Source organism: Bradyrhizobium genosp. L (assembly GCF_015624485.1).
Classification (GTDB): Bacteria; Pseudomonadota; Alphaproteobacteria; order Rhizobiales; family Xanthobacteraceae; genus Bradyrhizobium.
This window is the reverse complement of the sequence record NZ_CP061378.1, coordinates 3,296,113-3,308,253: the sequence shown is the minus strand read 5'-3', so window position 1 is coordinate 3,308,253 and position 12,141 is coordinate 3,296,113. Positions and strand designations below refer to the sequence as shown.

11 protein-coding genes are annotated in these 12,141 nt (G+C 64.8%); 4 read left to right on the top strand and 7 right to left on the bottom strand.

The genetic code is table 11. The features are described from left to right. The first annotated feature begins 75 nt into the window (after window positions 1-75). The gene (locus IC762_RS15365) at window positions 76-657 is read left to right on the top strand and encodes a hypothetical protein (RefSeq protein WP_195789607.1); all 582 of its coding nucleotides are present in this window, start codon (window positions 76-78) and stop codon (window positions 655-657) included. 117 nt (window positions 658-774) lie between these two features. On the opposite strand, the gene guaB is transcribed toward IC762_RS15365, so the two are convergent. From guaB to IC762_RS15350, 3 genes are all read right to left on the bottom strand, one after another. Further along, window positions 775-2,265, bottom strand: coding sequence for an IMP dehydrogenase (guaB, locus tag IC762_RS15360; RefSeq protein ID WP_195789606.1), 1,491 nt, complete (start codon window positions 2,263-2,265; stop codon window positions 775-777). Between the two features lie 183 nt (window positions 2,266-2,448). Beyond that, window positions 2,449-2,700, bottom strand: a complete 252-nt coding sequence (locus tag IC762_RS15355; RefSeq protein WP_195789605.1) for a hypothetical protein — start codon at window positions 2,698-2,700, stop codon at window positions 2,449-2,451. A 101-nt stretch (window positions 2,701-2,801) separates the two neighbouring features. Beyond that, window positions 2,802-3,212, bottom strand: a complete 411-nt coding sequence (locus IC762_RS15350) for a helix-turn-helix transcriptional regulator (RefSeq protein ID WP_195789604.1) — start codon at window positions 3,210-3,212, stop codon at window positions 2,802-2,804. A 456-nt stretch (window positions 3,213-3,668) separates the two neighbouring features. Between IC762_RS15350 and IC762_RS15345 the strand changes: the two genes are divergently transcribed. Together IC762_RS15345 and IC762_RS15340 are read left to right on the top strand one after the other, a co-directional pair. Beyond that, window positions 3,669-5,156 carry a DHA2 family efflux MFS transporter permease subunit gene (locus IC762_RS15345; RefSeq protein WP_195789603.1) on the top strand — a complete coding sequence of 496 codons (1,488 nt, stop codon included), beginning with the start codon at window positions 3,669-3,671 and terminating at the stop codon, window positions 5,154-5,156. Between the two features lie 340 nt (window positions 5,157-5,496). Then, entirely contained in the window at window positions 5,497-6,045 is a 549-nt protein-coding gene (locus IC762_RS15340; protein WP_195789602.1) for a hypothetical protein, read from the top strand. On the opposite strand, the gene IC762_RS15335 is transcribed toward IC762_RS15340, so the two are convergent. Together IC762_RS15335 and IC762_RS15330 are read right to left on the bottom strand one after the other, a co-directional pair. After that, window positions 6,042-6,716 carry an RlmE family RNA methyltransferase gene (locus IC762_RS15335; RefSeq protein ID WP_195789601.1) on the bottom strand — a complete coding sequence of 225 codons (675 nt, stop codon included), beginning with the start codon at window positions 6,714-6,716 and terminating at the stop codon, window positions 6,042-6,044. The two genes, IC762_RS15340 and IC762_RS15335, sit on opposite strands and share 4 nt — an antisense overlap. Window positions 6,717-6,903: 187 nt before the next feature. After that, a complete protein-coding gene (locus IC762_RS15330) occupies window positions 6,904-7,947 on the bottom strand; it encodes a Ppx/GppA phosphatase family protein (RefSeq protein ID WP_246801575.1) in 1,044 nt (347 codons plus the stop codon). A 205-nt stretch (window positions 7,948-8,152) separates the two neighbouring features. On the opposite strand from IC762_RS15330, the gene IC762_RS15325 reads away from it, so the two are divergent. Continuing rightward, window positions 8,153-10,525, top strand: a complete 2,373-nt coding sequence (locus IC762_RS15325; RefSeq protein WP_195789600.1) for a xanthine dehydrogenase family protein molybdopterin-binding subunit — start codon at window positions 8,153-8,155, stop codon at window positions 10,523-10,525. A gap of 157 nt (window positions 10,526-10,682) precedes the next feature. On the opposite strand, the gene IC762_RS15320 is transcribed toward IC762_RS15325, so the two are convergent. Further along, window positions 10,683-11,291: a 2-hydroxychromene-2-carboxylate isomerase gene (locus IC762_RS15320; RefSeq protein ID WP_195789599.1), complete on the bottom strand. Its 609-nt coding sequence runs from the start codon at window positions 11,289-11,291 to the stop codon at window positions 10,683-10,685. Continuing rightward, window positions 11,292-12,089: a hypothetical protein gene (locus IC762_RS15315; RefSeq protein ID WP_195789598.1), complete on the bottom strand. Its 798-nt coding sequence runs from the start codon at window positions 12,087-12,089 to the stop codon at window positions 11,292-11,294. Window positions 12,090-12,141 lie beyond the last annotated feature (52 nt).

The following is a 12,141-nucleotide window of genomic DNA, read 5'->3' as shown; positions in this document are numbered from 1 at the left end:
CTAGCGTTTCACGCACACTCTTGAGCTGTAACGCAGGCGCTTCTTTCTCGTCGTAATCTCCAACGGTTCTTTGCTATGCGTGAAACGCTCGCTGATCTCTTGGGCTTTCCGGAGGAACGCGACCTCGCCGGTCAGATGGTCTTGGCCTACGGCGAGATCGAATTTAAGCTTATGGTACTCATGGGGCACGCACTGAGCAGCAACACGGACCTTGCTGCAAAAGTTCTCTACCGCGTGCGCGGTGAAAGTGCCCGCATCGATGTTGCCGATGCCCTCATTCGCCCGGCATACTATCGAGTGGGTCTTGGACCCAAATGGGAGAACTGCTTTGGAGCCATCAAGAAGTGCAAGCGCTTCAGAAACCAGTATGCGCATTGCCATTGGTTTAACTTCAATAGCAAACTGGCCTTGATTGATTTTGATGCGGACGTTCGATCTGCAAATGATGACGTCACTCTGCAGCAGCTAGAAGTTGACGTCGACCTACTCCAGCTTCAGGCGGAGTATTTTGCCTACACCTTAGACTTCCTCTCCCATCTGGAGGGGGAGTACGAGAGGAGGACCGGCCTAACAACCTCTAATACTATGCCAGAGCCGAAATCACTCACTCCACCGCCGCCCTATACTAAAAGTACGAAGCCCGTTTCCACAGAGTGAATGACTCTGCCGCGGCGATAGGACCGACCAGCGCAATACCGAGAGGCTGGCGTCAGAGATGCACCGGATTCCGGGCTCGCGCCAAGAGGCGAGCCCCGGAATGACAGCCAGGGAGACTTACACCCCGCCCGGATAGTTCGGGGCCTCGCGGGTGATGGTCACGTCGTGGACGTGGCTTTCGCGCAGGCCTGCGCCGGTGATGCGGACGAACTGGGCCTTGTCGTGGAAATCGGCGATGTCCTTGGCACCGACATAGCCCATTGCTGCGCGCAGGCCGCCGGCGAGCTGGTGCATCACGTTGCCGACCGGGCCCTTGTAGGGCACCTGGCCCTCGATACCTTCAGGCACCAGCTTCAGCGTGTCCTTGATGTCCTGCTGGAAGTAGCGGTCGGCGGAGCCGCGCGCCATCGCGCCGACCGAGCCCATGCCGCGATAGGCCTTGTAGGAACGGCCCTGCCACAGGAACACCTCGCCCGGCGTCTCGTCGGTGCCGGCGAGCAACGAGCCGACCATCGCGATGTCGGCGCCGGCGGCGAGCGCTTTCGCAAGGTCGCCGGAATATTTGATGCCGCCATCGGCGATGACGGGCACGCCCGCCTTCTTCGCCGCCGCCACCGCGTCCATGATCGCGGTGAGCTGCGGCACGCCGACGCCGGCGACGATGCGCGTGGTGCAGATCGAGCCCGGGCCGATGCCGACCTTGATGCAGTCGGCGCCGGCATCGATCAGGGCCTGCGCGCCTTCCTCGGTCGCGACATTGCCGGCCACCACCTGCACGGAGTTGGAGAGCCGCTTGATGCGGTTGACGGCGTTGAGCACGTGCTGGGAGTGGCCGTGCGCGGTGTCGACCACGACGACGTCGACGCCGGCATCGATCAGCCGCTCGGTGCGCTCATAGCCGGTCTCGCCGACAGTGGTGGCGGCAGCGACGCGCAGCCGGCCGCGCTCGTCCTTGCAGGCCAGCGGATGCGCCACCGCCTTCTCGATGTCCTTCACCGTGATCAGGCCGACGCAGCGATATTGCTCGTCGACGACCAGGAGCTTCTCGATGCGATGCTGGTGCAGCATCCGCTTCGCCTCGTCCTGGCCGACGCCCTCGCGCACGGTGATGAGCTTCTCGTGCGTCATCAGCTCCGAGACCCGCTGCCGGGGATCGCTGGCGAAGCGCACGTCGCGGTTGGTCAGGATGCCGACCAGCTTGCCGGGGGTGTTCTTGCCGGCGCCGGTGACGACCGGAATGCCGGAGATGCCGTTTTCCTTCATCAGCGCCAGCGCGTCGGCGAGCGTGGCGTCCGGGCCGATGGTGAGCGGATTGACCACCATGCCGGATTCGAACTTCTTGACCTGCCGCACCTGCGCGGCCTGGCCGTCGGGATCGAAATTGCGGTGAATGACGCCGAGGCCGCCGGCCTGCGCCATCGCGATCGCCATCCGCGCCTCGGTCACGGTGTCCATCGCGGACGCCATGATCGGAATGTTGAGCGGGATGGCGCGGGTGACGCGGGAGCGGATGTCGACTTCGGACGGGAGGACGTCCGACAGGCCGGGCTTCAGCAGCACATCGTCGAACGTGAAGGCTTCGCGGATAGCCTGAAATCCCGTGGCCATTGCCAACTCCTTATCTGCGGACAGAGCCGCGATCAGCTTACGGATGAACGCCGCCTGCGGTGACGCTCGCTGCGTCACCGTGGAATCGGTGCCCATCGGTGGGGTTGACGGCGGTCGATAGCATGGCGGGATGACGAATCAAAGCGTTTGCCAGCCATGCACAGGCTTTTTACGGGGCCGATTTCAGGGGACCCGGTAGCCCCGCGGCGGTCCGTGGCGCCGGATCGCCTCCACCACCTCGCGGTGGCGCCGGTCCTCGCGCCTCATATGGACCGCGAACACGGCATGGGCCGACGGCACCAGCAGCAGGATGTGGAAAAACAGCCCAAAAATCGCACAAAACACGATCAGGACCAGGTTGAAGATGGCCGAGAACGGCTGCCCGTTCAGGAGCAGCCCGATCGGCGGCAACAGAGCGGCAAGGACGTAGATCACGACACACCTCAAAACACCGGCGGATGCATACCAGCGTCACGCAAGATTTAGGTGGTCGTCGCGCCGAAACAATGGGCCGGCCAACCCCGCGATCGTGGATCTCAGTCGATCAGAAGGTCGACCGGTACGCCCAGGGCCCGAGCAAACTTCTTCTGCAGTTCCACGGGTCCCTTTCGGCGGCCTGTTTCGATCTCAGACAAATAGTTCTGGCTGATGCCAACGGCCGCTGCCAATTCGCCCTGAATCATGTCGCGCCATTCGCGGATGACGCGAATTGCGCTGTCGCCGGCTGCAAGACGATCGACGACGGCCTTAGGCAAGACAACTTCACGCCCTTCCTTCACGGCGCGCGCGGAGTTGCGGACGATGCGGCTCGCCGCCGCATCTTCCTGCGCCTCGGCGGCAAGGGCCACTAGCCGGTCATACTCGTTGCGCGGAAGCACCGCGAGATCGTCGCCGCCAGGCGTACGGATGAATTGGACATTGCTCTTTGCGGTGCCGGCTTTTGCCATGATGGTCTCTCAATCGTAGATCTCGCGACGGTGTCCGACCGCGTGAACGGTGATGGTATTGCCCCCGGACCGTGAACAACACGCGCCAATCACCCGAGCGCAGCCGCATACCGGGCGCTCCCTTGAGCGCCTTGACGTCACCAACTCCGCTTTCCGCGAACGTCCTCAGCTTGAGGTCGATCTGCGCGCGCGTCGCAGCGGTCAGCTTTCGCCACTGACGAACGGCCGCCGACGTGAATTCGATCTCTTTCACAATTACTCATCGCATAATGCGATAAATCTGACAAGCGCCGATCGCATACCGCGATATCTTGGCAAATCGGGCCGGTGCTCGCCTGGCCAATCCACCGGCTCACGAAGGAGTTAGGCAGCATGCAATTTACGCCGTAGCGACTCCGGCGGCAGGATGATACAGCGCCCTCGCCTGCCTTTTCAGCTCCCAGCCGTCCCATTTTGATGAACAAAGAACGCCTGATCCCGCTCATCGTGGCCACCGCCCTGTTCATGGAGAACATGGATTCCACGGTGATCGCGACCTCGCTGCCGGCGATTGCCGCCGACATCGGCACCAGCCCGCTGACCCTCAAGCTGGCGATCACCTCCTATCTGCTGTCACTCGCGGTGTTCATCCCGGCGAGCGGCTGGACTGCCGATCGATTCGGCGCGCGCATCGTGTTTGCCGGCGCGGTCGCCGTGTTCATGCTGGGCTCGATCGGCTGCGCGCTGTCGTCCTCGGTGACCGACTTCGTGTTCGCCCGCATCCTGCAGGGCCTCGGCGGGGCGATGATGACGCCGGTCGGGCGGCTGGTGCTGCTGCGCTCGGTCGACAAGAGCGCGCTGGTCAACGCGATGGCCTGGGTGACGGTGCCGGCGCTGATAGGCCCGGTGATCGGGCCGCCGCTCGGCGGCTTCATCACCACCTATTTCTCCTGGCACTGGATCTTCCTGATCAACATCCCGATCGGGCTGCTCGGCATCGTCATGGCGCTGAAATATATCGACCCGATCAAGAGCGTCGATCCGGAGCGGTTCGATCTCTATGGCCTCGTGCTCGCCGGCATCGGGCTTGCCGGCATCGCCTTTGGGCTCTCGGTCGCAGGCCTCAATCTGTTGCCGTGGCCGATCATCGCGCTGCTGGTCGGCGTCGGCACGATCTCGATGACGCTCTATGTCATGCACGCCAAGCGGACGGGATCGCCGGTGCTGGATTTCTCGCTGCTGCGGCTGTCGACGATGCGCGCGGCGATCGTCGGCGGCTTCATGTTCCGGCTTGGCATCGGCGCGCTGCCGTTCCTGCTACCGCTGTTGATGCAGGTCGGCTTCGGGCTGTCGCCGTTCCAGTCCGGCCTCGTCACCTTCGCGTCTGCCGTCGGCGCCATGGGCATGAAGACGCTGGCGGCGCGGATCATCCGCGCCTTCGGCTTCCGCAACATGATGACCGTCAATGCGGTGGTCTCCTCCGCCTTCCTGGCCGCCTGCGCCCTGTTCACGATCTCGACGCCGCTGATGCTGATCTTCACGATCCTGGTGGTCGGCGGTTTCTTCCGCTCGCTGCAATTCACCGCGATCAACACCGTGGCCTATGCCGAGATCGAGGCGCCGCAGATGAGCCGCGCCACCACGCTGGTCAGCGTCAATCAGCAACTCGCGGTGTCCGCGGGCGTCGCGGTCGGCGCCTTCTCCGTTGAAACCACGCTGGCGCTGCATCACCAGACCGAACTGTCCGCCGACGTGTTCGCGCCGGCCTTCATCGTGGTGTCGCTGATCTCGGCGGCGTCGTGCTGGTTCTTCTGGCAGATGCCTGTTGACGCGGGCAACGAGATCGCAGGCCGCAAGGCGATCGACATCTCGAGCCGCAAGGGCGCCGAGAGGCGCGCCGCCGCTGACGCCGTCAAGGTCGCGACCGAGGACACCCAGAACGCGCGGGATCAGCGGTTGGGGTGACGATCTCAATTCGCCGCGCCGGGATCGCCTCACCCGGACGTTGCGGTCGCGTCAGAACACCGTGGCAATTCCCGATTCCCACGATTATGCACGTCAAGTTCCGGCCGGACCGGCCACACGGCTGCTCGCCCCGCCATGCCATTTCCGATATGCCGCCCAAGACCGCCTTGTAACCTTCGGTTGTAAATATAACGCGGATCACCTATCTTTGCGATCGTCGCCGTGGGGCGAGAATTGCGATTGTTTGCCTCGATTTTTTCCGGAGGATACTGATATGCATAGTGGGCACTACGGGCACGGCCCGCTAGCGCGCGCATCTGACGATCGTCACACGTCCTATTTGCGCTGCCTCAAGGCTGCGATTGTCCTGGCGCTGGTCGTCATCATCTCGATTCCGCCGGACACGGCGCATGCAGAGGGAGGTACGGTCGGCGTCGCCGGAATCCAAGTGGATTTCACAAGCATCATCGTCGCGCTGATCAATCTGATCCTTCCTGCCGTCGGCGGGATCGCGACCTACCTCATCAACAGGAACGTCAAAAATCAGCAACTGGCGGAGCAGCTTTCAAACGCCGTGAAGAATGCCGTCGGCATCGTGCAGCAAAACATCGACGAAGCCCTGAAGAACAATCCAGCCGTGGTGAAACTTCAGCGAGGCGATGCAGCGTTCCAGAAAGGCGTCGACTACGTCCTTCAGCACGCAGCGGAAGCGATCAGTCACTTCAAGATTCCTGAGCAGCGCGTCGCGGAGAAAATCGAGGCCAAGATCGGGCTGGCGGCGGTTGAAACCAACCGCGCGGCGACCGAGTCGTCGGCCGACGGCTTCAACGGTCCGCTGGCGCCGGTGCAGATGATGACGACCCAGATCCCGCTGGCGCGCTCGGCCTAACCGCGAAACCCCGTCGCCAGCACATAGCGCTCCGACGAATCCTGCCGGCTCGCGGACGGCTTGACGTGGCGGATGCTGGCGAAATCTCGCTTGAGCTGCGCCAGCAGCTCTGCGTCGGCGCCGCTCTGGAACACCTTGGCAAGGAACGCGCCGCCGGGGTTGAGCACCTCGCAGGCAAAGTGAGCGGCGGTCTCGACCAGGCCGATGATGCGGAGCTGGTCGGTCTTGCGGTGGCCGGTGGTGTTGGCGGCCATGTCGGACATCACGATATCGGCGCGGCCGCCCATCATCGCGATCAGTATTTCCGGCGCGTCAGCATCGAGGAAGTCGAGCTGGGCGAAGGTGACGCCGGCGATCTCGCCCATCTCCAGGAGATCGATCGCGACCACCTTGCCCTTGCCGTCGACCGCGCCGGTGCGCTTCGCCGCGATCTGGCTCCAGCCGCCGGGCGCGGCGCCGAGGTCGACCACCGTCATGCCGGGCTTGAGCATGCGGTACTTGTCGTCGATCTCGAGCAGCTTGAAGGCGGCGCGCGAGCGATAGCCCAGCGCCTTGGCCTTGGCGACGTAGGGATCGTTGAGCTGGCGCTCCAGCCAGAGTTTTGACGACAGCTTGCGCTTGCCGCCGCTCTTGACCGTGACATGCAGCCGCCCGGTGGTGTCTTTCGCCATGATGCTTCTTGCGTCTCGGTGTCTTTTCTCCCTCGCCCCGCTCTTGCGGGGAGAGGGTTGGGGTGAGGGGCTGCTTCCGCAGAAGCGGTGAGAGATAGACTCGCGGAAAGTCCCCCTCAGCCGGATCGCATCTTGCGATGCGATCCGGCCTCTCCCCGCCCGCGGGGAGAGGCGAAGAAAGAGGGCTCTAGCACACGCGGAGCGCGCCGTCCTCGCGCATCATCTCGACCAGCATGCCCTCGCGCAGGCCGCGGTCGGCGACGCGCAACCGCGGCAGCGGGAAGACGTTGCGGATGGCGTCGAGTATGGCACAGCCGGCGAGTACCAGATCGGCGCGCTCGACGCTGATGCAGTTGTTGTTGATGCGCTGATCGTAGCTCATCGCGAGCAGCCGCTGGATCGTCGCAGTGACGTCGCAATCGTTCATCCAGATGCCGTCGATGCGGCGGCGGTCGTAGCGCGGCAAATTCTGGAACACGCCGGCGAGCGTGGTCACGGTGCCTGAGGTGCCGAGCAGGTGCATGTCTTGCAGGTCGGCGCCATGCTCGGCCGCGAACGGCGCGACATGCTGGGCGACCTCGTCGACCATGCGCCCGTACAATTCCCTGGTGACGTTCTTGCCGCCGAAGTGCTCGGCCAGCGTCACGACGCCGAGCGGGATCGACATCCAGGCCTTGATCCGCGGCGGCGCGTCCGGCGCGTCGGGGTCGCGCTCGATCCGCACCAGCTCGGTCGAGCCGCCGCCGATGTCGAACAGGATGGCGCCCCGCCCCTTGGGATCGAGCAACGGCGAGCAGCCGATCACCGCGAGCGTCGCCTCGGTCTCGCGGTCGATCACCTCGAGCTTGATGCCGGTCTCGGCCGCGACGCGGGCGCGAAAGCTCTCGGCATTGCCGGCGGCGCGGCAGGCTTCGGTGGCGATCAGCCGCAGCCGGCGCGCCTTGCGATAGCGGATCTTGTCGCTGCAAATGGAAAGCGCGGCGATGGCGCGCGCGATCGCGGCCTCGCTGATCGCGCCGGTCGCGGCGATGCCCTCGCCGAGCCGGATGATCCGCGAGAAGGAATCGACCACGCGGAACCCGTCGCCAGCCGGACAGGCGATCAGGAGCCGGCAGTTGTTGGTGCCAAGGTCGAGCGCGGCATAGACGCCGGTTTCCGCGCCTGCCGCAGCCAACCCTGACGGGGCTTCGCCGGCGCCGGCGCCGTCGCAAAGCCGCACATCGTCCGTCATCAAAACCTGTCTTTCCGCGCGGCCTGTCTCAGGCCCGCCGAAGAATTGTCCGTTCACGGAAACTTTAGCAGCGACAAGGGCCTGCGCAAACTCTGTTCACATTGGAACCATGCCCAATCGGGCGTTGTCGTTAAGGGGGGTGTGCGTTATCCCGTCAACGCCCCGCCGGACCACGCAAAATCCGGCCATTTCAGGTCGATTTCCGATGCAAGAACATACCTCGCCGCGCTCCCTCGAAAATTCTATCGCAATGCAAAAACACGGCGTCGGCCAGCCGGTCCGCCGCAAGGAGGACGATACGCTGGTGCGCGGCAAGGGCCGCTACACCGACGATTTCTCGCTGCCCGGCCAGGCCTATTGCTGGATGGTGCGCTCCTCCCATGCCCACGGCATCATCAGGGGCATCGACACCGCGGCGGCCAAGGCGATGCCGGGCGTGCTCGGGGTTTGGACCGGCGCCGACCTCGCGGCTGCCGACTACAAGCCGCTGACCTGCGGCATGCCGTTCAAGAGCCGCGACGGCACACCCTTGTTGCAGACCAACCGTCCGGTGCTGCCGACCGACAAGGTGCGCTTCGTCGGCGATCCCATCGCCTTCGTCGTCGCCGAGACCGCGGCACAGGCGCGCGATGCGGCGGAGGCCGTCGAGCTCGACATCGAGCCGCTGCCGGCGGTGACGGATGCCGCCGAAGCGGCCAAGCCCGGCGCGCCGCAGCTCTATGACAACATCCCGAACAATGTCGCGCTCGACTACCACTATGGCGACGGCGAGAAGGTCGACGCGGCGTTCGCCAGCGCTACGCATGTGACAAAACTCGACATCGTCAACACCCGTGTCGCGGTGGTCTCGATGGAGCCGCGCGTCGCGCTGGCACATTACGACAAGACAACCGAACGCTTTACGCTGCAGGTGCCGACCCAGGGCGTGTCCGGCAACAAGGGAATTTTGGCGCGCATCCTCAACGTGCCGCCGGAGAAGGTGCGCATCCTCACCGCCAATGTCGGCGGCTCCTTCGGCATGAAGAACCTCAACTACCCCGAATACACCTGCATCGCGCACGCCGCGAAGGCGCTGGGGCGCCCGGTGAAATGGCTGGACGAACGCTCGACCAGCTTCCTGTCCGACAGCCACGGCCGCGCGCAGCTGATCCATGCCGAACTCGCGCTCGATGCCGACGGCAAATTCCTCGCGGTGCGGCTCTCCGGCTACGGCAATCTCGGCGCCTACATCACCGGCGTCGCGCCGGGCCCGCTGTCGCTCAACACCGGCAAGAACCTGCCCAGCGTCTATCGCACGCCGCTGATCGGCGTCGACATCAAGACCGTGGTGACCAACACCACGCTGATGGGCGCCTATCGCGGCGCGGGCCGGCCCGAGGCGAACTATTACATGGAGCGGCTGATCGATGCCGCGGCCGACGAGATGGGCATCAACCGCCTCACCTTGCGCAAGCGCAACTTCATCAAGCCCTCGCAGCTGCCGTTCCCGGCCGCATCGGGTGTTACCTATGACAGCGGCGATTTCGCCGGCGTGTTCCAGAAGGCGCTGGAGATTTCCGACTACGAGAACTTTGCCAAGCGCAAGAAGGAGAGCAGGAAGAACGGCAAGCTGCGCGGCATCGCCGTCGGCTCCTATCTCGAAGTCACCGCGCCGCCGAGCGGCGAACTCGGCAAGATCACCTTCGAGCCGGACGGCTCGGTGAAGCTCACCACCGGCACGCTCGATTACGGCCAGGGCCACGCCACACCGTTCGCGCAGGTGCTGTCGGCCGAGCTGGGCGTGCCCTTCGAGAAGATCACGCTCGAACAGGGCGACAGCGACCTGATTCGTTTCGGCAACGGTACCGGTGGCTCGCGCTCGATCACCGCGACGGGACAGGCGATCGTCGAAGCTTCGGCCCTGGTGGTCGAGAAGGGCAAGAAGGCCGCAGCCCACGCGCTGGAGGCCGCCGAGGCCGACATCGAGTTCGGCGACGGCCGCTTCACCATCGCCGGCACCGACCGCTCGATCGGCATCATGGAGCTCGCCGAGCGGATGCGCGACGGCAAGATGCCGGAGGGCGCGCCTGACACCCTCGACGTCGATCACGCCACCAAGGAGACGGCCTCGACCTTCCCGAACGGCTGCCACGTCGCCGAGGTCGAGATCGATCCCGACACCGGCGTGACGCGGATCGTGCGCTACGCCGCGGTCAACGATTTCGGCACCGTGGTCAATCCGATGATCGTCGCCGGCCAGCTCCACGGCGGCGTCGCCCAGGGCATTGGACAAGTGCTGATGGAGGAAGTGAGCTACGACGGCTCGGGCCAGCCGATCACCGGCTCGTTCATGGACTACGCGCTGCCGCGCGCCGGCGACGTGCCGTCGATGCAGGTGGGCGATCATCCGTCGCCGGCGAAGTCGAATCCGCTGGGGACGAAAGGCTGCGGCGAAGCCGGCTGCGCCGGCAGCCTGGTCTGCATCGTCAATGCGGTGGTCGACGCGCTGTCGGACTACGGCATCAAGCACATCAACATGCCGCTGACTCCGGAACGGGTGTGGCGCGCGATCCAGGACGCGAAGAAGACGGCGGCGTAAGGCAACGCTGTCGTCCCCCGCGAAGGCAGGGGACCCAGTATTCCGGAGACAGCAGTGCTTGAGCCGAGAAGCCGCGGCGTACTGGATCCCCCGCATGGGCGGGGGATGACACCGGCGGCTTGGATGCGGACTGCCACTTTCCGCTCGAGTGACGCCGTCACCCCAGCATCTTCAGCGCGCGTTCCAGAAGCTCGAGCCGATCCTGCCCCCAGAAAATCTCGCCTGACGGCAGCACGTAGCTCGGCGCGCCGAACACACCGGCTTGCAGCGCGTCCTGCGTGTACTGCTCGTAGAGTCGATCAAGCTCGGCATCCGGCGGAGCGCCTGCGCGCAGTGCCGCCGGGTCGAGGCCGGCGCGTTGCGCGGCGGCCGACATGACGTCGGCGTCGGCGAGCGCCTCCTCGCGTTCCCAGATCGCGCGGCCGAACTCCAGCGACAGGCGGTGCGCATCCCCGCCCTGCAGGGCGGCGGCAATGACGAGGCGTACCGCTGCGAGATCGTCGCTTGGAAAATGCTTGGGTTCGAGGTTGAGCGGAATTCCCCTCACCTCGCGCCAACGCTTCAGCTCGACCAAACGATAGGCCTGCCGCTGCGGCGAGCGTTTCGGCAACGGCAGGCCGCCGGTCTGCTCGAAGATCGGACCGAACTTGCAGGGCTTGACGTTGACGCTTGCGCCATGGCGCCGTGCGATCTCGGCAAACGGCGCGCTGCCCATGAAGGTCCAGGGCGAGTTGAGCGACAGGTAATAGTCGATTTTCACGGACATCTACGCCGCCTCCTGCTCGCGCGGCTGGACGATCGCGATGTGCCAGCAATGTGCCAGCGGCGTGGCGCCGTTGGCGACCACTAGCGCGTCGAGCTCGACGAAGCGGTGGCCCTTCTTGTCGTAGTTGCCGGTGACTTTTGCGCGCGCCGTCAGTTCGTCGCCGATCTTCGATGCGGACAACAGCTGCATCCGCGTGCCGACATGGATCCACGGCCCGAGGATCGCATTGTCGACCAGCACCTTGTTCATCACCCGCGGCAGCAGGCCGGGATGGCCGAGACCCTCGCGAAGGTAGATCGGGTCGGTCTCCCTGATGTCGGCGAGATAGTCTTTTGCAGCATCGCCGAACCAGTCGCGCGGGATGGTGCCGAGCCATTTGCCCTGCTCATAGGACAATGGGCCGACCGGCTTGCGCTCGGCGACGGCAGCCACCTGCCGGTAGTCGTTAAGCGACACGGCCGGTGCGGCGGCGGGCAGCGACGCGGTGCCGGTGGCGCAAAGCTCACCGCGGCTGTGGAGCTCGATCGACAGCCCATTGCCGGTCTCGCGGCCGGTCAGTTCCGCGGTCTCGCCGTCATAGACCGGCTTGACGAAACGCGCCTCGATCAGGCCGCGTTCGAGGAAATCGCGGCCCCATTTTTCGACCGGCAGATGCATCATATACGCCATGACGTCGACGCCAGGCACCAGGCCGCCGGAAAAGCCGAATTTCCGCGCTACCGTGTCGTCGTGGATCTTGTTCTCGGACAGCTTTGAGGTGTTGTACGCCGAGACGCGGTAACTCTGCGAAGCCGCCATGGGCTTTCCCTTATTTCGGTTGCTTTTCTGGCGACAATGGTAGTCGAACAAC

Coding starts and splice junctions, on each gene's coding strand:
- guaB (WP_195789606.1), bottom strand. CDS start 2,265: ATGGCCACGGGATTTCAGGCTATCCGCGAAGCCTTCACGTTCGACGAT.
- IC762_RS15320 (WP_195789599.1), bottom strand. CDS start 11,291: ATGTCCGTGAAAATCGACTATTACCTGTCGCTCAACTCGCCCTGGACC.
- IC762_RS15315 (WP_195789598.1), bottom strand. CDS start 12,089: ATGGCGGCTTCGCAGAGTTACCGCGTCTCGGCGTACAACACCTCAAAG.
- IC762_RS15335 (WP_195789601.1), bottom strand. CDS start 6,716: ATGGCGAAAGACACCACCGGGCGGCTGCATGTCACGGTCAAGAGCGGC.
- IC762_RS15325 (WP_195789600.1), top strand. CDS start 8,153: ATGCAAGAACATACCTCGCCGCGCTCCCTCGAAAATTCTATCGCAATG.
- IC762_RS15345 (WP_195789603.1), top strand. CDS start 3,669: ATGAACAAAGAACGCCTGATCCCGCTCATCGTGGCCACCGCCCTGTTC.
- IC762_RS15330 (WP_246801575.1), bottom strand. CDS start 7,947: ATGACGGACGATGTGCGGCTTTGCGACGGCGCCGGCGCCGGCGAAGCC.
- IC762_RS15350 (WP_195789604.1), bottom strand. CDS start 3,212: ATGGCAAAAGCCGGCACCGCAAAGAGCAATGTCCAATTCATCCGTACG.
- IC762_RS15365 (WP_195789607.1), top strand. CDS start 76: ATGCGTGAAACGCTCGCTGATCTCTTGGGCTTTCCGGAGGAACGCGAC.